Consider the following 24,455-nt stretch of genomic DNA (forward strand, 5'->3'; position numbering starts at 1 on the left):
GCGAGCAGCTAGTTCTGCTCTCGCACGGTTCGAACACCCGCGAACCCGAAGCCCTTGCGCAGTCACAGCATCGCCTCGAAACCTCGGGTCGTGCGCCGGGCTGCGTATTCCGAAGCGAAGCCGGTCACCGGTCCGATCTAAAGGCTGCTCCGGGCTCAAGGCGTCTGGCCGGGGTGCGGCCGCTTGCCAGCGCGCCCTGGCCACCACCGAGCGGGTGCTCGGGCCCGAGCACCCCGACCTAGCAAATATCCGCAGAAATCTTGCCGGAATCATCAGAAAATCAAGTTAATTTGTCATCAACAAACATAAAATCATGCACATGTTCAACTATTGCGCTCTAAAACAGTCGTTATGAAATATTTAACTTATATTTATTGATGCGATAAGTCTCCTGATCGATGCGAACAGCATCGCCCCTGCCGAGACGTGGAGTAGTATTTCATAGTCCGTCTTCAGGCGTCTGTTGGTTTTTCAGCAACGGGCCAACTCGGCAGGAACGGACGGCTCGCTGATATCACTCGGAACGGCGCTGAGAGAATGCGCAGCCTTCTCCGCCGCGCGTGCTGCCTCTCGCTTCCTGGATTTTTCCTGAGAGGCTCGACAGGAGCGCTGCGCGTGCTCGCGATCTGCATCGCTCACCGCCTCAATCGGGTTGCCGTCGAGGTCATGGCGCATCGATCCGGGCTGTGCGATCGCGAACTGGTAGGAGAAAGCCCGCACGTAGCGGCGGATGGCCTTCTCGCAATCTGCCACCGTCACGTCGGGCTTGCGGTGGGCGATGATCTCAGGGCCGAGGCCGATCCGGAAGGGACGCAACAGGTCGCCCTCCCCTGCCGGGAGCACACCAATCGGCGCGGATAAGAGATCATTGAGTGCTTGGCTTCGTTCCAGGAGGCGAGGCCGGGCAACGACTGGTTCGCGGCTCATCTTCCAGGGACGAGGAGCCTGAGCGGGCTTGCAGGCCGCAACCTTTGCTTCTCCGGAATCGTCGATTTTCCCAGCTGCGGCCGGTTGCTGTTCCAGAGTGCCCGATTGAGGCGGTACGGCCGCGGCACCTTTGAGGGTCAATGTGGGCCGAACAGGTCGGGTCGGTGCAGAGGCAGGCGTGCGGGTGCCGCTGGTAGCCGACGCGCGGCGGTGCTCGCTCCTGATCTGCATTGAACCTCCCTTGTCCCGCCGCCCGGTCGATCTGTGTCCGACTCACGGCAGAGGGTGTCTATCGAACCTGAGCTTAGGACCATGTCAACTCGGCGGGTCACTGCGGCGTCGGCCAGAGCTGGATTAATCTGCTGGCCACAACGATGCTGAGAGCTATCCAGGAGAATGGGTGACGCGCTTGGCGTGAGGCCGGCGGATCGTGAAACCGGCGCTGACGTGGGCGTAGGAAGTCCGCATGGCGATTTCGCACCGTACCCAGAAACACGACTGCTCGTAGCCGATCAGATTTGACGGGCAGGGTTAATCCGTGCCTGTCTGTAGGCTTCCGCGACCCATGGCCTGAACCCGAGTCGCACCAACCCGGAGATCCTGCCGCCGCAGTGAGACCCTGAAAAAGCGAGACCCCCGGAAGCCTGCCAGGGCGTCCGAGGGTCTAGTGCCCCGAAGGGCCGATCCAGTCAGCAACGAGACGGATCGTCCCCGAAATCGCCGCCCGAGTCAATCTGAAAGCGCCGCTTTCGGACACGGGGTCGCTTTGTCTGGAGCCTGGGCGCCTGCCACGCGTCCAGGAACGATCTGCCGCGGCCCTTTGCCGAAGGGCCAGACCGATGACCTATGCCGAAATGAAAGAGACGATCGCCCGGGCGCTGCCGGCGGCGCTCCCGGGCTTGCGCGCGCAGCTCTACGAATTGAACGGCGCCGGACTCATCAGCGACCAGGATGCCGGCCAGCTCGACGACGCGATCGAGGCACGGCGCACCGCCAGCCGGGCGGCGCCGGCCCCTGCACCCGCCGGCTTGTCGTTAGGCGCCGCGATCGCTCCGACCGCTGCCCGGATCACGAAGTTCTCGACCCGCCGCCAGTGCTCGCCCGATCGCGCCAGAAGCCGCGAGCGTCGCCGAGGCCTCGGCGGATCGAGCCCACTGCCCGAACTTCTCGCGCGCCGCTACACGGAGGGCCAGCGCGCCGTCCTGTTCATCGTCGGGGAGGAGATCGCGGCCCGCGGCGTGTGCGGCCTCTCGGTCGCGGAGATCGCGGCCCGTGCCGGCGTGTGCCACCGCCACGCGCAGATGACCCTACGCCTTGCCGAGAGCGACGGGCTCATCACAATCACGGAACGCCCCCGCAAGGGGCAGAAGCACCAGACGAACCTCGTGCGCGTCCTGTCGAAGGGATGGGCCGCCTGGCTCGCGCGGCGTCGACCGACAGGGTGCAAACCGACTCTCTCCACGGGGATCAAGGGATTCTATTCTTCTCTAGAATCGAAGACGGCAGCTCGCGGAAGCGGCGCGATGGCTTTTGGGAGGGGAGATTCGGCCTCTGGACTGGGAGGACGGCCCGCCGCGGACCTCCGATTCTAGCCTGCGGCTATCGCCACCCTTGGAATCGAGAACGCCAGACCCTGGTGAGGATCCGGCGCTCGGTGAGGGATTCGAAGGGGTGGGATCAGAGCTTTTCGGCCCGAATTGCCACCGCGATCCGCTTGAACGCCTCTCGGTAGGATAGGCGCTCGGTCTTGCACCAAGTGAGGAAGACGTTGAGGTCGGCGGTCTCGGCGCGCACGTTGATCTGGGACGTCGGCGCGTTGACCGGTTCGCGCATCCGCACGAGCTGCTCGCTCTCGCGCGCTACGAACCCATGCCGCTCGGCGACCGCCTCGGCCTCGGGCGGCGCCGGTGGCGGAGCATCGGCGGCGCTCGGCGTGATCGACGCGATCTTACTGCCGAACCCGAAGGAGGGCTTCTTGTCCTGGTTCATGCGCGGGCCTTCTTCGTGAGGGTGGCGACCAGCTCGACGACCTCCTCGGAGAGGCGTTGCGCGTTTTCCTGGGCGGCCGGGACGCCGTTGACGAGGGCGAGATCGAGCTCGGAGAGCGCGACGCGGTAGGTGAACAGCGACTTGAACGCGGCGCGCTCGTTGAGGTGCGTCGTGAGGACCGGGATCCCGGAGGACCGCAGCTCCTCGACGATCATCTTCTCGTTGCGCGTCGGGATTGCCGAGGACGTACGAGTGAACACGATCCGGAACGGGATCTCGCGGCCGATCACCTGCTCCTCCTCGCGCACCAGATCGACGGCGCGGGCGGCCTGCGCCGCGTCGACAGCGCTCGCCTGCATCGGGATCAGGACGAGGTCGGAGCGGGTGATCGCGCGCGAGACCATGCGCGAGGCCGTGCCCTCGAGGTCGACGACGACGAACTGGCGCCCTCCCCTCTCGCGGTCGATCGTGCCGACGACCGTGCTCTCGGTGACGTCCGAGATCACCCGCATCGTCGTGCCGCTCTCGCCCTGCGCCCAGGCGGCGATTGGTCGGTTAGGGTCGCAGTCGATGAGCGAGACGGTCCCACCGAAGTGGGCGAGCGTCGTGCCAAGCACGAGCGCGGTGGTCGACTTGCCGGCTCCACCCTTGGGGTTAGCGACGGAGATCACGGGCATGGGGGCGGCCTCTAGCGGTAGCGTCACGAACCTACGAGGAGAAACCTTAAGCTCCCGCTAGCAGGTAAGAGCTTCACATTGCGAGGTATATCTATCATATCAATGATAGCATTGATATAAGTTTCAATCAATAGGTATTATTATATATTGCAAGCTATTGATATGATTCGTTTCCGGGCCCGGATCCGACATCCCGAACGCCCTGTTTCCTGTACGCAGAGTACACTCTGCGAGGCAGACCCGGTGAGACGCCTGCGCCCTTTCTCACAAGGTTGCTGAGCGGCCCGTGAGACAGCTACAAGAGACCCTCTAGACCCTGCGAGACATTCCATGACCCGGATCGGCTACGCGCGCGTCAGTACCCTCGACCAGGACCTCACCGTGCAGCTCGCAGCCCTCAAGGCCGCCGGTTGCGACATCGTCCGGTCCGAGAAGGTGTCCGCATCCTCGACCGTCGGCCGCGACGAACTACGCACGGTGCTCGCCTTCATCCGCGAGGGCGACACGCTGGTGGTCACCCGCGTCGACCGCCTGGCGCGCTCTATCGGCGACCTCCAGGACATTGTGCGTGAGCTGAGAGGGAAAGGGGCGGGGCTGCTCGCGACCGAGCAACCGATCGACACCTCGACCGCCGCCGGCAAGGCCTTCCTCGACATGCTCGGCGTGTTCGCCGAGTTCGAGACGAACCTCCGGCGCGAGCGCCAGGCGGAAGGGATCGCCAAGGCGAAAGCGGCCGGCGTCTACAAGCAGGCGCGCACGGTCGATCCGGAGGCCGTGCAGGCGTTGATAGGGGAGGGGAAGGGCGCATCAGCGATCGCGCGGCAGCTCGGGATCGGACGGGCGAGCGTCTACCGGGTACTCAAGGGAAAGCCTTTTAAGGTCAGACCTTTTAAGGTGATTTTTACTGTGAATGATCTTTATTTTATCAGATGTCGACGCGCCGTCTTCTCTCGATGGGCGTTCTGGTATCGGGAGCACTTTCGGTCCCGGGGCGCACCATCAAGCTTGGCTGCGCGATAGTGAATTTTTGCAGATCATCCAAATATTTGACACCTTAAAAGGCATGGTGCTCAAGTCCTGATAGCAGCAGGATGCTTGAGCGGGCAGCGGCCTGCAGCCCCTCGACGGACGGTGCGGGATGATCGCCCTGTCGCTCCGAGAAATTCGCTTGCCTCCGGCGACGAGAGCGGTCAGGGTTATCGTGCGCCAGCCTATCCGGCATCCCGCACAGGGTTTTGCGAGGGTTGCGAAGGTTTGTTGAAGCCCTAGCATGGCGAAAAGCTCAACAATTCAAGATGCTTACCGAGCCCTTGCGAGGGTTTGGCCTCGCACGTGTACGCGCGCGCGTTCATGCGTGAGGCTGGGCCGCCAAGCCCGAAAAATTCGGGTCTCTCTATACACACGTCGCGAAAACCCCTCGCAACCCTCGCAGAGATCCCATAAGGGATTATAATATAAAAGATAAATCGGCCTGCGAGGGTTTGGAAAGTGTCTCGTAAACCCCTTGGACCACCCCTGTCCAGTACCCGAGCCCGAGAGAAATCGATATTGAGGCCCTGCTCTGCCGGGCCTACGGCGAGCGCCAAGTGCGCAAGCTGCCTCCTGGCAGCCGCGACCGCAGCTGCGTCCCCAGGTACCTAATCGGCCTGTCGGTGCCGGCTTGCGGGTCGACGTAGAGCGTGGGCGGTCGTCTGGCGACGCCGGTGAACGCGATCGTGCACACGTACCAGGACGTGAACGACCAGCTGGCGCAGGGCCGCCCGTTCTTCGTCGACATCGCCCGGGATGGCATCGTGCTCCAGGAAATGGGCGGCTTTCCCTTCGCCGATCCGGGCAGACGACGGACGAGCGTGAGAGGATCAAGGCGCTGGAGCGCGAGGTTCGCGAGCTGCACCAAGCCAACGAGATCCTGCGCAAGGCGAGCGCGTATTTTGACATGGCGGAGCTCGACCGCCGGTCGCGGCCATGATTGGCTTCATCGGCGATCATCGAGAGGCTTACGGGGGCGAGCCGATCTGCAGGGTGCTGCCAATTGCCCCGTCGACCTACTACCTGCATGCCGCCCGGCGTGCCGATCCTGAGAAGCAACCGGTTCGTACTCGTAGCGACGCGGCCTTGATGATTGAGATCCAGCGTGTGTTCGACGCGAACTTCTGCGTCTACGGTTTGCGGAAGGTGTGGCGGCAGCTGGCCCGGGAGGGGATCGTGACTGCTCGATGCACGGTGGTGCGGCTGATGCGCCGATTGGGCTTGGCGGGGGTGGTGCGTGGCAGGACCGTTCGCACAACGATCCCCGACCCGGCCACTGCCTGTCCGCTTGATCGGGTCAACCGCCACTTCAAGGCTCCCCGACCGAACGCCTTGTTGGTCAGCGACTTCACCTACGTGGCGACGTGGTCGGGCTTCATGTACGTGACGTTCGTCATTGATGTGTTCGCCCGGCGCATTGCTGGCTGGCGAGCATCACCGTCGTGCACACGCAGGCTTCGTGCTGGATGCCCTGGAGCAGGCCCTGCACGAGCGTCGTCCCATCCAAGGCAGCGGGCTGGTGCATCATTCGGACCGCGGCTCGCAATATTTAGCTATACGGTACACTGAGCGCCTGGCCGGAGCGGGCATCGAGCCGTCGGTCGGCAGCGTCGGCGACTCTTACGACAACGCCTTGGCGGAGACGATCAACGGCTTGTTCAAGGTGGAGGTCATCCACCGGCGTGGCCCGTAGCGCCCCTTCGAGGCTATCGAGTACGCCACTCTGGAGCGGGTCGACTGATAAACCACCGTCGCCTCCTCGCGCTAATCGGCAACGTCCCTCCCGCCGAGGCCGAAGCGCGCTATCATGTCAACATTGGCGACCAGGCCCTGGCCGCCTGACCCAAGACAAACAGCCTCCGAGAAACCCGCACCGGTTCACTGGTTGCAAAAACCGGTGGCAGGGAGGCACTACCTTGAGGCTTGTTTTGCCGCTATAGAGGTGCCGAGCACTGGAACGGATCAAGGATGAAATTTTCCGCAATGAGCAGGATCGAAGGATTGGCGTATATTCGCAATTATTTTGAAAAAGAAAGCAATAAATCAAGTAGATAGTTATAATATTTGCATCGTTAAAATAGAATAAGCAATATAACATATATTATTTTATATCGTAATATAATTTGGAGTTTGAATCATGCTAGAATATAATAGTATTAATGCGTAATAGTATTATCAATAAAATATATTTTCGAGTCCAAACAAGGCAATAAGCAGCATTTAGTGAAGACGCAGTAAAGTAAATAGCGGTAAGTTCACCGCATCGTTAAGCTTGAATTTTGGGGAAGCAGAACTATGTCATCGCTGATTCAACTGCAAGACACTGACATCGCAGAGATAATCCAATCGGAATTTATTTATACATTGTGTCGTGAGGCGAGTGATATAGATATCGAACATCATCTAAATCTCGTAAGGAATGGCATCCCGCTTGCCAGTATCATCGATGGCATACGCAGCAGCGAGGAGGCCGCCCTTAAATCGGTGCTATCTGATAATTCCGAAGCCGCACGGGTCGCGAACTGGGAAAACTATGTAAGCCGCATTTATAGGGCGCTGCTCAGCCGAAGCCCATCAGAAGATGAAATAAAATCTTGGGCAGGATTAGCGCAAAGCACTGACCCTCACACTGCTTTTTATAATATTATTGCTGACAGCGAAGAGGCAAAAGCTAACTTAGCGCGCAACAACTTTGGTCAGGTGCCGTCAACGAATTTGAACGCAATTGCAGAGGCAATTATCGCGCTCTACAAAACATTCTTCAATCGTAGACCAGCTGACAAAGAAATCAACATCTGGGTACAGCATGTTAAAGACGGGGCTGGATTCCCAGATATTATACATGGACTAGCAACAAGCGAAGAGGCTCGACAGGCCAACCAACGATCTAAAATATTACCGCAAATCGCCGATGGAAAATTCATACAAGCAGCCTATCTTATTGTGCTGGGTCGCGCAGCAACTCCCATCGAGATTGCCCACTGGGAGGCTCAGCTCAGGCTGGGAAATCTTCCCAGAGCCGTAATGCTGCAGGCGTTATTTGAGGCGGCGTATGGTGAGCGTTTCAATGCCACCTACACCCAGAGCCCTGATATGACCTCTATCTTGGGCACCACTAAAACCGTCAGCAAATTGGATTGGGATAAACAGTCCGTATCTCCGGCGGTCGTTGACGCGCCGCCTGTAAAACCAAATGCAAATAATATTAACGTAAAAACTAAGACAACGCCAATTGTCAGCGTAATTGTTAGTATGTATAATGGAGAAAAATATATACGAGAATTTATGACCAATATGAAACAGCAAACCATTTTTCATGATTGTGAGATTGTGATTATTGATGCAAATTCTCCTCAGAATGAGCGCGAGATAATTGCTGATGATCTGAAAAATTATCCTAATATTAAATACATCAGAGATCCCAATCGAATTGGAATCTATGAAGCATGGAACATGGCCATTCAAGCTTCAAGGGCCCCATACATTACGAACGCAAATCTTGATGACCTACGCCGCGAAGACTCCTTTGAGTTACAGGCTGCAACACTCGACAGTATTAAATTTGCAGACGTTGTTTATCAAGATTTTTATTACAGTTTCGATTGCACATTGCCGTTTGAAATAATTGCTAGTCATAATATTCGCAGTAATCTTCCAATTATAACTAATAATAATATGCTAGCCTATAATTCACCTCATAATGCTCCGATGTGGCGCCGATCAATCCATGCTGATGTCGGCTTGTTTGATGCGAGCTTTAAATCTGCGGGTGATTACGAATTTTGGTTACGTTGTATTAAGCATGGCAAGAAATTTTATAAGATAAATGATCCCCATGTAGTTTACTATGTCAATCCTCAAGGTCTGTCGACAAATGCTGAAACAGTTGGTGTTCTTGAAGCAAGGCAGATACAGATGAAATACGCCGAAACACTTATTTCACCTTTACTGACTTGCGATATTGAAAGCTACCTCCGTGAGTGTCATCTCTTCGAGGCCGATGAAGGCGCGAAGACGCTTTCGCGCTACGAACTTGCCCAAGCCAGTCTTTTACAGCTAGCCTGAATTTTTACAGAAAATCCCTGATACAGTATGTCAACGAAAAACTATCAGCAAGTTCGGAGCACGGTGATGAAAATACTAGTAGATGGCATATTCTTTCAACTGGCACAAAGTGGGATTTCCCGAGTTTGGAGCACTTTGCTGACGAAGCTCGCTAATAAATCAGATATTGAAGTTGTTTGTTTGGATCGCGGCGGGGCTCCTATCATTGAAGGAATTCGATTGATCCCTTTCCCAAGTTATACGTTCTCGGCAACGGCTGCAGAGTCGTTTTTGCTTCAAGATATATGCAATCAAGTTGGTGCTGATGTATTTGCGTCAACATACTATACATCACCTGTCGAGACGCCTTCCCTGATGGTGGTTTATGATATGATTCCAGAAGTGATGGAATTTGATTTGAAGCATAGAATTTGGATGGAGAAGCAGGTCAGTATTGTTCACGCTCGGCAGTTCGTTTGTATATCTAATTCAACTGCTTCTGATCTTCAGAGATTTTACCCGACGATTGACAACAACCAGATTCATATCGGCTACTGCGGATACGATCCTGAGCACTTTTTTCCTGCATCGCAGCGCGGAAGGTCAGAGGCTGTCTCTTCTAAATTGCTTCCCTCTCGCAACGCGGATCGGCCCTATGTTCTATTGGTAGGCTCTCGCGAGCAACATAAATCCTATAAAAATTGCAGGTTGTTTTTTAGTGCTTTGAAACAGATGCCGGTTATCGACTTCGATGTTATTTGCGTTGGTGGCGAACCCGATATTCAGCCCGACTTTGTTAATGGTTTGTCGAAGATGTGCTCTGTCGATCTTTTAAGGGTCTCAGACGCCGAACTTGGTGCGCTATACCGCGGTGCGGCGGCGTTAGTTTATCCGTCCCTTTATGAAGGCTTCGGTATGCCGGTCCTTGAGGCAATGGCGTGCGGCTGCCCGGTCATTACCTCGGATCAATCATCGCTCCCTGAAGTTGGGGGCAATGCTCCGATATATATATCAGGACGGGATGTCAGAGAGATGATTCAGGCGCTTAACTCAGTGCGAGTTCAAGAGGTCAGATCTACTGCAATCATCAAGGGGCTCGATCAAGCTAGGAAATTCAGTTGGGATAATTTTGCAGACATATTCATTCATGCTGCAAAACAAACCCAAAAAATGAGCCATAAAAAAGAATACATCGATTTTACTAAAAAATATTCTCAAATCCGCCGCATTCAGAAGGAGGTTGATGTAGACGTGTACGTAGATATGTAATATATATTTCTTCAATACAATGCAGTTTTTGTAATTATTACGGGGTGTGGGGCTGATATTACACTGACGCATTCGGGAAGTTCGCATGTCACATGAGCCATGCGAGTCTGAGGCATGGCTCGGACCATCTGCGTGATACTCACCGCAGCCGAGAAGACGCGGCTGCGGGCGATCAGCGAAGATCGGGCTCGCCCCTTCAAGCACGTGCAGCGCGCCCGCATCGTCCTGCTCTCCGCTGAGCGCCTGCCCGTGCTCGAGGTCGCCCACCAGGCCGGCATCAGCCGGACCGCCGTCTGGCGTTGGCAACAGCGCTTCGCTGAAGAAGGCGTTGACGGGCCTGCTGCGCGACAAGACCCGCCCGCCTGGCAAGCCGACTCACTCCACCGGCACTGTCGCCGAGGTGCTGGCGCTGACCTGCTCCGAGCCGCCCGGCGAGGTCACCCACTGGACTGGTCGCGCCGTTGCGGCCGCGATCGGCATCTCGCTTCGCTCGGTCCAGCGCATCTGGCAGAAGCACCGTCTGCAGCCACACCGGGTGCGCACCTGGGATTGCCCCGTTTCTGTGGTTCTTGCTCCCTTTGCGTGGATGGCGACAGGCGAGCACCATTCCGAGCCGGCACGAAGAGCGGCCGGCCTCCCTGATAGCGCCGCCATTCGCGGAGACGATCAGCGCGCGCGGGGCTCCAGATCAGCCGGACCCGGTCCTCAAGGCAACCCAGCGTCCACGCAAAGCGAGCAAGAACCCAATCCGGGGCAATCCCAAGTCAAGGGTTGAGGCAATCGGTAGCTCGGAGATAGCCCCGCGCTATTCGGAGATAGCCCCGCGCTATGGTGATCTTTCGAGCGTTCAATTTATCAACGCGCTGTGGTGCCGGTGGGCTCTGCTTGGGCAAGGTTGAGTAACACACCAGTCCTGTCGGTTTCTCGCTGTCACAGGCACCACACCTTGATCTAAACAGATCTATTGACTAGGATTTTACATCCTAATTTAACTGGTAAATTAATTCTATATTAGTTACATATCTGATTTTGTAAATCCAAGTAAGCTAGTTATTTCTTCCATTTCGGTTTCAGAAATTGCCCGATCGGTTGCTCCATCTTGGCATGTCTGAATTAAATATTTATCAGGCTCGAAATCTCTCCAGTTGAGATGTAGATGGTAAGGTTTGTCTATTAACGCCTTGTAATAACTAAAAGCTCCCATTAGATTAAATTCAGAGAAAGCCCAAGGCGCATCAACCATATTTTCAATTGCTTCATAGCTTAAATTATGAAATTCACTAAACCATTTCTCAAGATCTATGTATAGATCTCTAGGATATACGAGAGGAAAAAGAGACATAAATTCAAAATCGACTTGCTGCCCAAGAAATCGAGACGTTATAGATTGCCAAGGCATTCGAATACCAGATTTGTAAAAGAATTCGTATTCGCGGTGATACAGCTTAAGAAGCCCGTTCTCAAAATTACAATCTGGGGTATAATTCTTTGAAAAATAACAATCACTGTCAACATGATATATAAAATCACTTGTTAAATATTTATGAGAATTCAATTTAGTTATTTGTTGGCCAATCATGTCGTTTTGATAATTTTGACATAGCATCAATGAAACGTTTGGATAAATACTAACGACAGAGCGTATTGCTTCGGCAGATGACTCGGGACAAACCACTACGATTTCTTTAAAACCGCGACAATATTTTGCAATAGAAAACAAACATAAATTTAGTCTTTCTGCATCTTTCGAATAAGTACGAATGATAATGCCGTGTGATTTATCGGATGCGTACTTTGTATTCAACTTAGTGCTCCTATGTAGGTCGCAAAACTACGTAATTCTTTACTAATAGATGAGGATCTCCTGACGCCTCCCCTTTTATCGCGGATGGCTCGCGAACCCCTGTCGCCATTCCTGATTGCTTCGTTATCCGAATCACCAAATAGCACGAAACCAGCACCAGGATCGCGTGCACGGCGGGTGCCACCTGCCGGCTGATCTCGGCCAGATGCAGCGACATCATTGCGGTGTTGACCGTCGGCAGCACCAGAGCCGCGCTGGTGCCCCGCGCCGGGCAGGCCGCTCCGAACAGGTAGGTCCACTTGTAGCGTTGGTCGCGCGGCGCTCGCGGGCGCGTCCCCTTGCGCGCCCAGACCCGCGTCAGCGTGCCTTGCCGGCCGACGCGGGCCTCGTCCTGGAACCAGATCTCGAGCGGCTTACCACGGGCGGTGTCGGGGAACCAAGACCACTGATTTCACCGACTTCCGCATCGACCCGGATGGCGTGGGAGATCAGGGTGAGGCACCGACACCGACCGAGCCGCCGATAGACGCCGCAGACAGGGGTGGGAGCGATTGTGTCCCGTAGCGTGGTGTAGCTGCTTGTGGTCCACCACGCTGACCGGCAGGGCCGGACTGATCAGACTGCGAGATTTGGCTGGCTGACGAGGGGATCATCGCCGATTGTGATTAGGCGTGGAATAAGGACCCCGTTTCCGGGGTGATCGGCGTCCAAACGGGACCCCCAGGATACTTCATCCAGACTGCCTCCCGCATTCGGAACGGGAGGCTCGCGGAGGATGTTGGTCGTGGAGACGGTCGCGAAGATCCGCCGCGCGTACTTCGTGCAGCATAAGCCGATCAAGCAGATCTGCCGGGAGCTGAAGCTCTCCCGCAAGGTCGTCAGGAAGGTGATCCGCTCGGAGGCAACTGCCTTCCGCTACACCCGCAGCGTCCAGCCTGCACCCAAGCTCGGGCCCTGGCGCGACGAGCTCGACCGGATGCTGGCGGCCAATACGGGGAAGCCGGCGCGGGAGCGGCTGACGCTGACCCGTATCTTCGAGGCGCTGCGGGGGCTCGGCTACGAGGGCGGCTATGATGCCGTCCGCCGCTACGCCAAGACGTGGAAGCGCCAGCAGGCCAGCGTGACGGCTCCCGCCTTCGTGCCACTCGCCTTCGCCCCGGGTGAGGCCTACCAGTTCGACTGGAGCCACGAGATCGTGCTGATCGCCGGCGTCACCACGACGGTCAAGGTCGCCCACGTCCGGCTCTGCCACTCGCGCATGCTGTTCGTGCGGGCCTATCCGCGCGAGAGCCAGGAGATGGTCTTCGACGCCCACGACCGGGCGTTCGCCTTCTTCCGCGGCACCTGCCAGCGGGGCATCTACGACAACATGAAGACCGCGGTCGAGACGATCTTCGTCGGGCGCGAGCGCGCCTACAACCGCCGCTTCCTGCAGATGTGCTCGCACTACCTCGTCGAGCCCGTGGCCTGCACGCCCGCGTCAGGCTGGGAGAAGGGGCAGGTCGAGAACCAGGTCGGGCTGGTGCGCGAGCGCCTGTTCACCCCGCGCGTCCGGGTGAGAAGCTACGACGAGCTCAACGCCCTGCTGCTCGACGGGGTCGTCGCCTACGCCAAGGCCCACCCGCATCCCGAGCAGCGCGAACTGACGATCTGGCAGGCCTTCGAAGCCGAACGGGGAGCCCTGGTCCCCTACGCCGGACGCTTCGACGGCTTCCACGCCGTCCCGGCGGCCGTGTCCTCGACCTGCCTGGTGCGCTTCGACAACAACAAGTACTCGGTCATGGCCTCGGCCATCGGTCGCCCGGTCGAGGTGCGCGCCTATGCCGAGCGCATCGAGATCCGCCAGGACGGACGCGTCGTCGCCGAGCACCCGCGGGCCTTCGGACGCGGCCAGACGGTGTTCGACCCCTGGCACTACGTCCCCGTGCTCGCCCGCAAGCCCGGCGCGCTGCGCAACGGCGCACCGTTCAAGGACTGGGTCCTGCCCGCCGCCCTCGAACGGATCCGCCGCAAGCTCGCCGGCAGCGCCGACGGCGACCGCCAGATGGTCGAGATCCTCACCGCCGTGCTCGGCGACGGCCTCTCCGCGGTCGAAGCGGCCAGCGCCGAGGCACTGCGCGAGGGCGTGCACTCGGCCGACGTGGTGCTCAACATCCTGGCCCGCCAGCGGGAGCCGCCCGCGCCCGTCTCGCTGCTGACGCCCGAGAGCCTGCGGCTGCGCCACGAGCCGGTCGCCGACTGTGCCCGCTACGACAGCCTGAGGAGAGCCCCATGATGGAACGTCAGCAGATCCTCGCCACCATGGGCGAGCTGAAGCTGTTCGGGATGAAGGCGGCCTACGACGAGATCATCAAGGTCGCCCTCAAGCGCAGCCACGAACCGCAGCAGATCGTCGGCGACCTGTTGCAGGCCGAGATCAGCGAGAAGCAGGCGCGCTCGATCCGCTACCAGATGACGATTGCCAAGCTGCCCCTGGCCAAGGACCTCGCCGAGTTCGCCTTTGCCGGGACGCCGATCAACGAAGGTCTGGTGCGCGACCTCTGCGGCGGCGAGTTCCTGGCCCACCAGCGCAACGTCGTGCTGGTGGGCGGCACCGGCACGGGCAAGACGCACCTGGCCATCGCGGTCGCCCGGTCGTGCATCCGGGACGGGGCGCGGGCCCGGTTCTACAACGTGGTCGACCTCGTCAACCGGCTCGAGGCCGAGGCGCGAGCCGGCCGGCAGGGCCGCATCGCCGACCACCTCGCCCGGCCCGACCTGGTGGTGCTGGACGAACTCGGCTACCTGCCGTTCGCGCAGTCGGGCGGTCAGCTGCTGTTCCACCTGATCAGCCGGCTCTACGAGACCACCTCGATCGTGGTGACGACCAACCTGGCGTTCGGGGAGTGGCCGAGCGTGTTTGCCGGCGACGCCAAGATGACGACGGCACTGCTCGATCGGCTGACCCACCACTGCGAGATCGTCGAGACCGGCAACGAGAGCTGGCGCTTCAAGAACCGGGCGTGAGGGCGGCCTGTGCGCGGCTCATCCTGGCCCCCTGCTCAGCCCGGCTGCGCCACCCCGACCCGCTTCGCCGGGCTGAGCAGGGGCGTCGCGCATGCTCAACAAGGGGGCCCGATTGGACGCCGATCAGGGGTCCCGTTCCGATGCCGTTTGACACGCCGATCGGGGCGATGCTTTCCAGGGTCATGTATCGGCAACGCTGCACGGCCCACTCGTCGTTCTGCTCCAGCAGGATCGCGCCGACGAGCCTGCGGATCGAGGGCTCGTCGGGGAAGATGCCGACGACCTCGGTGCGGCGCTTGATCTCGCCGTTGAGGCGCTCGAGCGGGTTTGTCGAGTGCAGCTTGGCACGGTGGGCGGCCGGGAAGCCCATGGAGGCCAGGACGTCGGTCTCGGCTGTGTCCATGAGGGCAGCCAGCTTGGGCACCTTGGGCCGGAGTTGATCGGCCACCCGCCGCCATTGCTGGCGGGCAGCTTCGGCGTCCTCCTGGGCGAAGGCGGTGGCGATGAAGGCCGAGACGACGCGTCGGCCCGAGCGGCCGGCATGGGCCGGGACGTTGCGCATGAAGTGCACCCGGCACCGCTACCAGGAGGCGGTCATCACCTTGGCGATGGACGCCTTGATGCCCTCATGCGCGTCCGAGACCACCAGCTTGACCCCGCGCAGGCCGCGCCGGGCTAGCTTGCGCAGGAACTCGGTCCAGAAGGTCTCGGCCTCGGACGGACCGATGTCGAGCCCCAGCAGGGGTTCCCATCGTGGCAGGCCACGATGGGTGCCCCCTCGCGTCGCCCATCCGTGTTGACGCCCACTGCTACGATGACGGCCACCGAGACGATACAGTGGTTCTGTCGCACCTTCACGTAGGTCGCGTCGATCCACAGGTAGGGCCACTCGCCTTCGATCGGCCGGTCGAGGAAGGCGTTCACCCGCTCGTCGATCTCCTGGCACAGCCGGCTGACCTGGCTCTTGGAGATCCCCGTCCCGCCCAAGGCCTAGACCAGATCGTCGACCGCGCGGGTCGAGATGCCCTGGATGTAGGCCTCCTGGATCACCGCGGTCAGCGCCTTCTCGGTCATCCGACGTGGTTCCAGGAAACTCGGGAAGTCGCTGCCCGTCCTCAGCTTCGGGATGCGCAGCTCGACGGTGCCGGCCCGTGTCTGCCAGTCCCGGTCGCGGTACCCGTTGCGCTGGGCCAGCCGCTCCGGGTTCTTCTCGCCGTGGGCCGTGCCGGTCAGGCCGCCCACCTCCAGTTCCATCAGACGTTGCGCGGCAAAGCCGATCATCTCGCGCAGCACGTCCGCGTCCGCACTCTTCTCAGCCAGCGCCCGCAGGCTCATAACGGCATCGGTCATCGGGGGTCTCCCGGGTTCGGGTTGGTGGCTCACAACCCGATCCTAACCCGTCACCGCCGATGGCCACCCCCGCGTGAGATCCCGCCTGCTACAGCGCTGTGAGGGCGCGCAGGCGGGCTCTCCCGCTCTCGGTCAGCTACACCAATCCAAGGGACACGACCTGCTCCCCGAGCTGGCTGGTCGTTGCCTCACGCAGATGCGCCTGAAGGTAAGCTCGCGGACGCTGGCGCTGCTGGAGGGCCGACCACCAAACTGGTGGCGATCTCGGTCCGCCAGAGCTTCAGACGCCGCTGTACGGTTCGAAGCAGGCCGTCAGGATAACTCCCCGGGTAAGCCGCCTGCAGTCGCGTGAGCACCTCTCCGCCCGTGTCCAACGGATCGACCTCGAACCACCTCCGCAATTCGTCCGTGACGCTCACCAGCGGGCCGGGCCGGTGACGACCGCGCTTGGCTTTCGGCGGCTTCACCTGCGCCGTCGGGCGAACCTCCCCTGCCTTCCAAGCTGTGCGCAGTTCGGCCAGGAACTCCGGCAGGTGAGATGATTTGAGCGAGTCTACATCCCACCTTCTCGTTCAGGTGAGGCCTTGCAGTCCGTGCAGCAGGAACGATGCGAGCGGTGCATCCTGCACCGCTCGCATTTTCAGAGAAGCAGGGACGCCGTCTAAATGAACAGGATGTCCGAGGCTTGCAAGGTTGAGGCCTGCACGTTCTGCAGCGTCACCGCGTTGTTCGCATCAAGCGTGATCACCGTGTCAGACCCAACCTGCTGCGTATGCACCTGAACGGCCGCGAAGTTCGCGAACTGCGCACGATCGAGCGCCAGCTTGTCCTGGCCAGTGACGAAGTCCGCCACTAGGTCACGTCCGAAGCTTCCCACTTCCACGAACACGTCGGCTCCCGCTCCACCGTACAGGTAGTCGTTGCCCACGCCTCCGTTCAGCGTGTTGGTGCCCACGTTGCCGTAGAGCGCGTTGTCAAGTTCGTTGCCGGTCAAGCTCACTGTCCCGGCACTGGTAACAACGCCCTGCTCGATGTTGGCGGCTAAGGCATAGTCGAACCCGACATAGACCGTGTCACGACCTTCGTTCGCATTCTCGATCACCGTGTCGGATGCCGAGTTGAGCACATAGTAGTCGTTGCCGGTCCCTCCCAGCAGCACGTTGGTACCAGTGCCAGCGAAGAACTGGTCGTCACCGCCGCGGCCGTTGAAGGTGTTGGTCCCGGCACCACCGTAGAAGATGTTGTCGAGATCGTTGCCGGTCACCGCAGCTGTGCCAGCACCGGTGGTCACTGCCTGCTCGACGTTGTCGGGCAGCACGTATTCGAAGTCCGAGACGTAGACGGTGTCGCGGCCCTCGTTCGCGTTCTCAATCACCGTGTCGCTGGCGCCGTCGAGTACGTAGAAGTCGTTGCCGGCGCCACCGATCATGGTATCGGCGCCAGCCTCGCCGTAGAACAGGTCATCGCCTCCACCACCGAAGATGTAATCGTTGCCCGCGCCACCGCGGAACACGTCGTTCCCACCGCCGCCGTAGATGACGTTATCGACGGCGTTGCCCGTGATGGTCACTCCGGCATTGCTAGTCACAACTGCCTGTTCGACATTGTTTGTTAGAGCGTAGCTAAACCCGACATAGACCGTGTCACGACCTTCGTTCGCATTCTCGATCACCGTGTCGGATGCCGAGTTGAGCACATAGTAGTCGTTGCCGGTCCCTCCCAGCAGCACGTTGGTACCAGTGCCAGCGAAGAACTGGTCGTCACCGCCGCGGCCGTTGAAGGTGTTGGTCCCGGCACCACCGTAGAAGATGTTGTCGAGATCGTTGCCGGTCACCGCAGCTATGCCAGCACCGGTGGTCACTGCCTGCTCGACGTTGTCGGGCAGCACGTATTCGAAGTCCGAGACGTAGACGGTGTCGCGACCCTCGTTCGCATTCTCAATCACCGTGTCGGCAGCCGAGGCGAGCACGTAGAAGTCATTGCCCGTTCCGCCGATCAGCGTGTTGCCGCCCGGCCCGGCGTAGAACAGATCATCCCCGCCCAGTCCCTGCAGGAGGTTGCCAGCGGCCGCCCCGATCAGGACGTCGTTGAAGCCGCTGCCGACCAGGCCCTCGATGCTGACATAGGTGTCGCCGGCCGCCTCGCCGGTATTGGCAGAGGGATTGGCCAGGCTCGCGGTAAGCCCTGCCGACGCGCCGGAATAGCTGGCGACATCGAACCCGATCCCGCCGTCGAGGGTATCGCTGCCCACCCCACCAGTCAGGCTGTCGCTGCCGGCACCACCATACAGGCTGTCATTGCCGTCGAGCCCGTTCAGGGTGTCGTTGCCGGCCAGGCCGTAGAGGGCGTTGGTGCCAGCATCGCCCGTGAGTATGTCGCCCGCGCCGGCAACGTCTGCCCCGACCAGGTTCTCGATCGACACGTAGGTGTCGCCGGCTGCGAAGCCGGTATTGGCACCTGGGTTCGTCAGGCTCGCCACCACTGAAGCGGTCGCGTCCTGGTAGGAGGCCGTGTCGATACCCGCGCCGCCGTCGAGACGATCGGCGCCGGCACCACCATACAGGCTGTCATTGCCGTCGAGCCCGTTCAGGGTGTCGTTGCCGGCCAGGCCGTAAAGGGCGTTGGTGCCAGCATCGCCCGTGAGTATGTCGCCCGCGCCGGCAACGTCTGCCCCGATCAGGTTCTCGATCGACACGTAGGTGTCGCCGGCTGCGAAGCCGGTATTGGCACCTGGGTTCGTCAGGCTCGCCACCACTGAAGCGGTCGCGTCCTGGTAGGAGGCCGTGTCGATACCCGCGCCGCCGTCGAGGACATCGCCGCCGGCTCCACCGATCAGAGTGTCATTACCGGCCAGACCCGAGAGTGCATTGGCTCCGGCATCACCCGTGAGCACGTCACCCGCCCCGGCGACATCTGCCCCGATCAAGTTCTCGATTGAGACGTAGGTGTCGCCAGCTGCAATGCCTGTATTGGCACTCGGGTTCGTCAAGCTCGCCACTACCGAGGCGACTGCATCCTGGTAGGAGGCCGTGTCGATACCCGCGCCGCCGTCGAGGGCATCGCCACCGGCTCCGCCGATCAGAGTGTCGTCGCCAGCCAGGCCGGAGAGTGCATTGGCACCGGCATCACCTATCAGCACATCGCCCGCACCGGCAACGTCTGCCCCGACCAGGTTCTCGATCGACACGTAGGTGTCGCCGGCCGCGAAGCCGGTGTTGGCACCTGGGTTCGTCAAGCTCGCCACCACTGAAGCGGTCGCGTCCTGGTAGGAGGCCGTGTCGGTGCCCGCACCGCCGTCGAGGACATCGCCGCCGGCTCCGCCAATCAGTGTATCGTTGCCGGCGAGGCCGTAGAGGACGTTGATGCCGGCATCACCCGCCAAGACGTCACCTGCCCCGGCGACATCGGCCCCGATCATGTTCTCGATCGACACGTAGGTGTCGCCGGCTGCGAAGCCGGTATTGGCACCTGGGTTCGTCAGGCTCGCCACCACCGAGGCGGTCGCGTCCTGGTAGGAGACGATGTCAGTGCCCGCACCACCGTCGAGATAGTCGGCGCCGTCGCCGCCGATCAGGATGTCGTTCCCAACCTCGCCAATCAGCGTGTCGTCGCTGCTCCCCGCATCTAGGATGTCGTCTCCTACGCCGCCCGCGAGGTAGTCCCGGCCATCGCCGCCGGACAGCGTGTCATTGCCGTTCCCGCCGTACAGGTAATCGTTACCGGTGCTCCCGCGCAGGATGTCGCCACCGTCGTTGCCGTACAGCGTATCGTTGCCGGCCCCGCCCAACAGCGTGTCACTGGAGTTGCTGCCGTTGATCTGCTCGTTGGCACTCGTGCCGGTGGCGGTGATGCCGACGTCGTTGGGCGCGTAACCGTTGTTGAAGTTCGCGACCGTCAGCGAGCCCGGGGTAACGCCCTGCAGCCGCACCAGGCTCAGCCAGTCATAGCCGGTCCCGTTGCCGTCCCGGTCCATCTGCAGCAGGGTGTCGGCGCCGTCCGCCACCACACGCAGGTAGCCGCTCGTGAACGGGTTCGTCCCCGAGATGTAGCCGGTTAGGTAGGGGATAACACTCGAAAGATCGAGGCTATCGCCACTGTCACCAGCAGCGAAGTCTGTAATGATATCGATCTTGAGATTGGTTGGGTTGAAGTATGCTGTGGAACCGCTGATCTGGTAAGTATCGCGTCCTGCGCCGCCGCTGAGGGTGTCGACCCCACCGGTGCTGGTGCCGTAGCTGACATTGGCGAAGGTGTCGTCGCCGTCCCCACCCGAGAGGCTATTGGCTCCCTCGGAGTCGTCGAGGTAATCATCGCCGATGCCACCAATCAGGGTGTCGTTGCCGGCTCCACCGTACAACGAGTCGTCGCCATTGCCACCGTCCAGGAGGTCGTCTCCCGCGTCTGCTTCGATACGGTCCCGGCCATCGCCACCGGATAGCGTGTCGTTGCCGTTCCTGCCGTACAGGTAATCGTTACCGGTGCTGCCGCTCAGGCTGTCCGCGCCGTCGTTGCCGTACAGCGTGTCGTCGCCGGCCCCACCCGATAGGGTATCGCGGGAGTTGCTGCCGTTGATCTGCTCGTTGGCACTCGTGCCGGTGGCGGTGATGCCGACGTCGTTGGGCGCGTAACCGTTGTTGAAGTTCGCGACCGTCAGCGAGCCCGGGGTAACGCCCTGCAGCCGCACCAGGCTCAGCCAGTCATAGCCGGTCCCGTTGCCGTCCCGGTCCATCTGCAGCAGGGTGTCGGCGCCGTCCGCCACCACACGCAGGTAGCCGCTCGTGAACGGGTTCGTCCCCGAGATGTAGCCGGTTAGGTAGGGGGTAACACTCGAAAGATCGAGGCTATCGCCACTGTCACCAGCAGCGAAGTCTGTAATGATATCGATCTTGAGATTGGTTGGGTTGAAGTATGCTGTGTAACCGCTGATCTGGTAAGTATCGCGTCCTGCGCCGCCGCTGAGGGTGTCGACCCCACCGGTGCTGGTGCCGTAGCTGACATTGGCGAAGGTGTCGTCGCCGTCCCCACCCGAGAGGCTATTGGCTCCCTCGGAGTCGTCGAGGTAATCATCGCCGATGCCACCAATCAGGGTGTCGTTGCCGGCTCCACCGTATAACGTATCATCGCCGCTACCACCATCTAGTATATCGTCTCCTGCATCTGCCGTGAGGTAGTCGTTGTTGCTGCCGCCATTGAGGCTGTCGGCACCGGCCTCGCCATACAACGTGTCGCGGCCATCGCCGCCGAGCAAGGTATCGTTGCCGATACCACCATACAGCAGGTCACTGCCAGCTCCCCCGCTCAGGCTGTCGGCACCGTCGTTGCCGGATAGCGTATCGTTGCCCGCTCCGCCCGCGAACACGTCGTTGCCGCTGGTTCCCGAATAGGACTGACCGGTGAATTGTCCAGGCCAAGCATAGTTCGTCGTGCTTAAGCTGGAGGCGCTCACGCCTTGCAAGCGGACGACCGACTGCCAACCAAACGAACCGCCGCTCGCATCCACGTCGACTTGCAACAGGGTGTCGGTGCTGTCCGCCACCACGCGCAGGTAGCCACTCGTGAACGGGTTCGTCCCCGAGGTATAACCGATTAGGTTGCTGGTGAGGTCCGATAGGTCGAGAACGTCGCCACCGTCGCCGGTGGCGAAGTCGGTGATGATGTCGGCCTGGAGATTGGTTGGATTATATCGCGGGGTGTAGCCGTCGATCCGATAAGTGTCGCGACCCGCTCCGCCGCTGAGGGTGTCGATCCCACCGGTGCTGGTGCCGTAGCTGACATAATCAAAGATGTCGTCGCCATCTCCGCCCGACAGGCTGTTCGACCCCTCGTAATCCTGCAGGTAATCGTCCCCGGTCCCGCCGTTCAGGGTGTCGTTGCCGGTCCCGCCGTACAGCGTGTCGTTGCCGCTACCACCGTCGAGGCTGTCGTTGCCGGCCTCGCCGTACAATGTGTCCCTGCCGTCGCCGCCGGATAGCGTGTCATTGCCATTCCCGCCGGACAGGTAATCGTTACCGGTCCCGCCGCTCAAGCTGTCGGCACCGTCGTTGCCGTACAGCGTGTCGTTGCCGGCTCCGCCCGACAGTGTGTCGCGGGAGTTGCTGCCGTCGATCCGCTCGTTGGTGCTCGTGCCGGTGGCGGTGATGCCGACGTCGTTGGGCGCGTAGCCGTTGTTGAAGTTCGCGACCGTCAGCGAGCTCGGGGCAACGCCCTGTAGCCGCACCAGACTCAACCAGCCGTAGCTGGTCCCGTTGCCGTCCCGGTCCATCTGCAGCAGGGTGTCGGCGCCGTCCGCCACCACGCGCAGGTAGCCGCTCGTGAACGGGTTCGTCCCTTGCGTCCAGCCATCCAGGTAGCTGGTGACGTTCGACAGGTCGAGGCTGTCGCCGTTGTCGCCAACGGCGAAGTCGGTGATGATGTCGGTCTTGAGGTTGGTCGGATCGTAGTACGCGGTGTAGCCGCTGACCCGGTAGGTGTCGCGACCCGCTCCGCCGCTGAGGGTGTCGATCCCACCGGTGCTGGTGCCGTAGCTGACATAATCAAAGATGTCGTCGCCATCTCCGCCCGACAGGCTGTTCGACCCCTCGTAATCCTGCAGGTAATCGTCCCCGGTCCCGCCGTTCAGGGTGTCGTTGCCGGTCCCGCCGTACAGCGTGTCGTTGCCGCTACCACCGTCGAGGCTGTCGTTGCCGGCCTCGCCGTACAATGTGTCCCTGCCGTCGCCGCCGGATAGCGTGTCATTGCCATTCCCGCCGGACAGGTAATCGTTACCGGTCCGGCGCTCAAGCTGTCGGCACCGTCGTTGCCGTACAGCGTGTCGTTGCCGGCTCCGCCCGACAGTGTGTCGCGGGAGTTGCTGCCGTCGATCCGCTCGTTGGTGCTCGTGCCGGTGGCGGTGATGCCGACGTCGTTGGGCGCGTAGCCGTTGTTGAAGTTCGCGACCGTCAGCGAGCTCGGGGCAACGCCCTGTAGCCGCACCAGACTCAACCAGCCGTAGCTGGTCCCGTTGCCGTCCCGGTCCATCTGCAGCAGGGTGTCGGCGCCGTCCGCCACCACACGCAGGTAGCCGCTCGTGAACGGGTTCGTCCCTTGCGTCCAGCCATCCAGGTAGCTGGTGACGTTCGACAGGTCGAGGCTGTCGCCGTTGTCGCCAACGGCGAAGTCGGTGATGATGTCGGTCTTGAGGTTGGTCGGATCGTAGTACGCGGTGTAGCCGCTGACCCGGTAGGTGTCGCGACCCGCGCCGCCGCTGAGGGTGTCGACCCCACCGGTGCTGGCGCCGTAGCTGACATAATCAAAGGTGTCGTCGCCGTCTCCGCCCGACAGGCTGTCGACCCCTCGTAATCCTGCAGTAAGTCGTCCCCGGTCCCGCCGTTCAGGGTGTCGTTGCCGGTCCCGCCGTACAGCGAGTCATCACCGCCGCCGCCGTCGAGGCTGTCGTTGCCGGCCTCGCCGTACAATGTGTCCTCACCGTCGTTGCCGTACAGCGTGTCGTTGCCGTAGCCGGCATACAGCAGGTCATTGCCTATCCCGCCGCTCAAGCTGTCGGCACCGTCGTTGCCGTACAGCGTGTCGTTGCCGGCTCCGCCCGACAGTGTGTCGCGGGAGTTGCTGCCGTCGATCCGCTCATTGGCGCTCGTGCCGGTGCGGTGATGCCGACGTCGTTGGGCGCGTAGCCGTTGCTGAAGTTCGCGACCGTCAGCGAGCTCGGGGCAACGCCCTGTAGCCGCACCAGGCTCAACCAGCCGTACCCAGTCCCGTTGCCGTCCCGGTCCATCTGCAGCAGGGTGTCGGCGCCGTCCGCCACCACACGCAGGTAGCCGCTCGTGAACGGGTTCGTCCCTTGCGTCCAGCCATCCAGGTAGTAGTTGGTGACATTCGACAGGTCGAGGCTGTCGCCGTTGTCACCAGCGGCGAAGTCGGTGATGATGTCGGTCTTGAGGTTGGTCGGATTGTTGTACGCGGTGGAGCCGTTGACCGGTAGGTGTCGCGGCCCGCGCCGCCGCTGAGGGTGTCGACCCCACCGGTGCTGGTGCCGTAGCTGACATAATCAAAGGTGTCGTCGCCGTCTCCGCCCGACAGGCTGTTCGACCTCGTAATCCTGCAGGAAATCGTCCCCGGTCCGCCGTTCAGGGTGTCGTTGCCGGCCTGGCCGTATAGTGTATCGCGACCATCCCCACCGATTAGAGTGTCGTTGCCAGTGCCACCGTATAATAAATCATTATCAGCGCCACCGTCGAGGCTATCCGCGCCATCATTGCCATACAGCGTATCACTTCCACCTAAACCATTAATGGTATCGTCAGTGCTGCGCCATTGAGCGAATTATTTGCGCTGTCGCCATTGATGACCGGCATGTCACCCCC

General features: G+C 60.6%; 10 protein-coding genes, 11 pseudogenes and 1 other annotated feature. Of the genes and pseudogenes, 8 read left to right on the forward strand and 13 right to left on the reverse strand.

From position 1 onward, the window contains the following. Positions 1–8: 8 nt before the first annotated feature. The 3 genes and pseudogenes from F1D61_RS33565 to F1D61_RS33570 all read right to left on the reverse strand — a co-directional run. A pseudogene (locus F1D61_RS33565) lies at positions 9–128 on the reverse strand (IS6 family transposase); the annotation flags it as partial. 232 nt (positions 129–360) lie between these two features. After that, positions 361–465 (reverse strand): annotated as a pseudogene (locus tag F1D61_RS34705) (IS5/IS1182 family transposase); the annotation flags it as partial. Between the two features lie 6 nt (positions 466–471). Beyond that, positions 472–1,158 (reverse strand): ProQ/FINO family protein, encoded by a 687-nt coding sequence (locus F1D61_RS33570; protein ID WP_203159577.1) that lies wholly within the window; start codon positions 1,156–1,158, stop codon positions 472–474. A gap of 608 nt (positions 1,159–1,766) precedes the next feature. Here F1D61_RS33570 and F1D61_RS33575 point away from each other — a divergent pair. Further along, on the forward strand, positions 1,767–2,519 hold the full coding sequence (locus F1D61_RS33575) for a hypothetical protein (protein WP_203159578.1): 753 nt from the start codon (positions 1,767–1,769) through the stop codon (positions 2,517–2,519). Between the two features lie 85 nt (positions 2,520–2,604). On the opposite strand, the gene F1D61_RS33580 is transcribed toward F1D61_RS33575, so the two are convergent. Together F1D61_RS33580 and F1D61_RS33585 are read right to left on the reverse strand one after the other, a co-directional pair. Then, positions 2,605–2,916, reverse strand: a complete 312-nt coding sequence (locus F1D61_RS33580) for a hypothetical protein (protein ID WP_203159579.1) — start codon at positions 2,914–2,916, stop codon at positions 2,605–2,607. Further along, a complete protein-coding gene (locus F1D61_RS33585; protein ID WP_203159580.1) occupies positions 2,913–3,593 on the reverse strand; it encodes a ParA family protein in 681 nt (226 codons plus the stop codon). The genes F1D61_RS33580 and F1D61_RS33585 overlap by 4 nt, the downstream gene beginning before the upstream one ends. A 330-nt stretch (positions 3,594–3,923) precedes the next feature. On the opposite strand from F1D61_RS33585, the pseudogene F1D61_RS33590 reads away from it, so the two are divergent. The 5 genes and pseudogenes from F1D61_RS33590 to F1D61_RS33610 all read left to right on the forward strand — a co-directional run. Next, positions 3,924–4,454: pseudogene (locus F1D61_RS33590) on the forward strand (recombinase family protein); the annotation flags it as partial. 964 nt (positions 4,455–5,418) lie between these two features. Continuing rightward, positions 5,419–6,464 (forward strand): annotated as a pseudogene (locus F1D61_RS33595) (IS3 family transposase); the annotation flags it as partial. Next, positions 5,517–5,633, forward strand: a sequence feature (AL1L pseudoknot). Its footprint overlaps the pseudogene before it by 117 nt. Positions 6,465–6,917: 453 nt before the next feature. Further along, a complete protein-coding gene (locus F1D61_RS33600) occupies positions 6,918–8,687 on the forward strand; it encodes a DUF4214 domain-containing protein (protein ID WP_203159569.1) in 1,770 nt (589 codons plus the stop codon). Positions 8,688–8,753: 66 nt separating this feature from the next. After that, positions 8,754–9,935 carry a glycosyltransferase family 4 protein gene (locus tag F1D61_RS33605; RefSeq protein ID WP_203159570.1) on the forward strand — a complete coding sequence of 394 codons (1,182 nt, stop codon included), beginning with the start codon at positions 8,754–8,756 and terminating at the stop codon, positions 9,933–9,935. Between the two features lie 114 nt (positions 9,936–10,049). Further along, positions 10,050–10,480 (forward strand): annotated as a pseudogene (locus F1D61_RS33610) (helix-turn-helix domain-containing protein); the annotation flags it as partial. A gap of 470 nt (positions 10,481–10,950) precedes the next feature. On the opposite strand, the gene F1D61_RS33615 reads toward F1D61_RS33610, so the two are convergent. Continuing rightward, the gene (locus tag F1D61_RS33615) at positions 10,951–11,739 is read right to left on the reverse strand and encodes a DUF6492 family protein (RefSeq protein WP_203159571.1); all 789 of its coding nucleotides are present in this window, start codon (positions 11,737–11,739) and stop codon (positions 10,951–10,953) included. 151 nt (positions 11,740–11,890) lie between these two features. Continuing rightward, a pseudogene (locus F1D61_RS33620) lies at positions 11,891–12,172 on the reverse strand (transposase); the annotation flags it as partial. Between the two features lie 342 nt (positions 12,173–12,514). Here F1D61_RS33620 and istA point away from each other — a divergent pair. Continuing rightward, positions 12,515–14,014: an IS21 family transposase gene (istA, locus tag F1D61_RS33625; protein WP_203154386.1), complete on the forward strand. Its 1,500-nt coding sequence runs from the start codon at positions 12,515–12,517 to the stop codon at positions 14,012–14,014. Continuing rightward, the gene (gene istB, locus F1D61_RS33630; RefSeq protein WP_203158950.1) at positions 14,014–14,745 is read left to right on the forward strand and encodes an IS21-like element helper ATPase IstB; all 732 of its coding nucleotides are present in this window, start codon (positions 14,014–14,016) and stop codon (positions 14,743–14,745) included. Before istA ends, istB begins: the two co-directional genes overlap by 1 nt. Positions 14,746–14,902: 157 nt before the next feature. On the opposite strand, the pseudogene F1D61_RS33635 reads toward istB, so the two are convergent. The 6 genes and pseudogenes from F1D61_RS33635 to F1D61_RS35555 all read right to left on the reverse strand — a co-directional run. After that, a pseudogene (locus F1D61_RS33635) lies at positions 14,903–16,095 on the reverse strand (IS256 family transposase); the annotation flags it as partial. 661 nt (positions 16,096–16,756) lie between these two features. Continuing rightward, positions 16,757–22,834 (reverse strand): annotated as a pseudogene (locus F1D61_RS34720) (type I secretion C-terminal target domain-containing protein); the annotation flags it as partial. Between the two features lie 89 nt (positions 22,835–22,923). Continuing rightward, positions 22,924–23,415: pseudogene (locus tag F1D61_RS35185) on the reverse strand (type I secretion C-terminal target domain-containing protein); the annotation flags it as partial. Positions 23,416–23,489: 74 nt separating this feature from the next. After that, a pseudogene (locus F1D61_RS35545) lies at positions 23,490–23,711 on the reverse strand (calcium-binding protein); the annotation flags it as partial. Continuing rightward, a complete protein-coding gene (locus tag F1D61_RS35550; protein ID WP_203159583.1) occupies positions 23,627–24,019 on the reverse strand; it encodes a type I secretion C-terminal target domain-containing protein in 393 nt (130 codons plus the stop codon). The gene F1D61_RS35550 and the pseudogene F1D61_RS35545, both read right to left, overlap by 85 nt. A 230-nt stretch (positions 24,020–24,249) precedes the next feature. Continuing rightward, positions 24,250–24,384: pseudogene (locus F1D61_RS35555) on the reverse strand (calcium-binding protein); the annotation flags it as partial. Between the last annotated feature and the right edge of the window lie 71 nt (positions 24,385–24,455).

Origin of the sequence: Methylobacterium aquaticum, assembly GCF_016804325.1 — a bacterium.
In the GTDB taxonomy this organism is placed as follows: Bacteria; Pseudomonadota; Alphaproteobacteria; order Rhizobiales; family Beijerinckiaceae; genus Methylobacterium; species Methylobacterium aquaticum_C.

What these genes read in the sequence shown, in the direction of transcription:
- F1D61_RS33575 (WP_203159578.1), top strand. Translation starts at nt 1,767, where the DNA reads ATGACCTATGCCGAAATGAAAGAGACGATCGCCCGGGCGCTGCCGGCG.
- istB (WP_203158950.1), top strand. Translation starts at nt 14,014, where the DNA reads ATGGAACGTCAGCAGATCCTCGCCACCATGGGCGAGCTGAAGCTGTTC.
- F1D61_RS33570 (WP_203159577.1), bottom strand. Translation starts at nt 1,158, where the DNA reads ATGCAGATCAGGAGCGAGCACCGCCGCGCGTCGGCTACCAGCGGCACC.
- F1D61_RS33580 (WP_203159579.1), bottom strand. Translation starts at nt 2,916, where the DNA reads ATGAACCAGGACAAGAAGCCCTCCTTCGGGTTCGGCAGTAAGATCGCG.
- istA (WP_203154386.1), top strand. Translation starts at nt 12,515, where the DNA reads ATGTTGGTCGTGGAGACGGTCGCGAAGATCCGCCGCGCGTACTTCGTG.
- F1D61_RS33585 (WP_203159580.1), bottom strand. Translation starts at nt 3,593, where the DNA reads ATGCCCGTGATCTCCGTCGCTAACCCCAAGGGTGGAGCCGGCAAGTCG.
- F1D61_RS33600 (WP_203159569.1), top strand. Translation starts at nt 6,918, where the DNA reads ATGTCATCGCTGATTCAACTGCAAGACACTGACATCGCAGAGATAATC.
- F1D61_RS33605 (WP_203159570.1), top strand. Translation starts at nt 8,754, where the DNA reads ATGAAAATACTAGTAGATGGCATATTCTTTCAACTGGCACAAAGTGGG.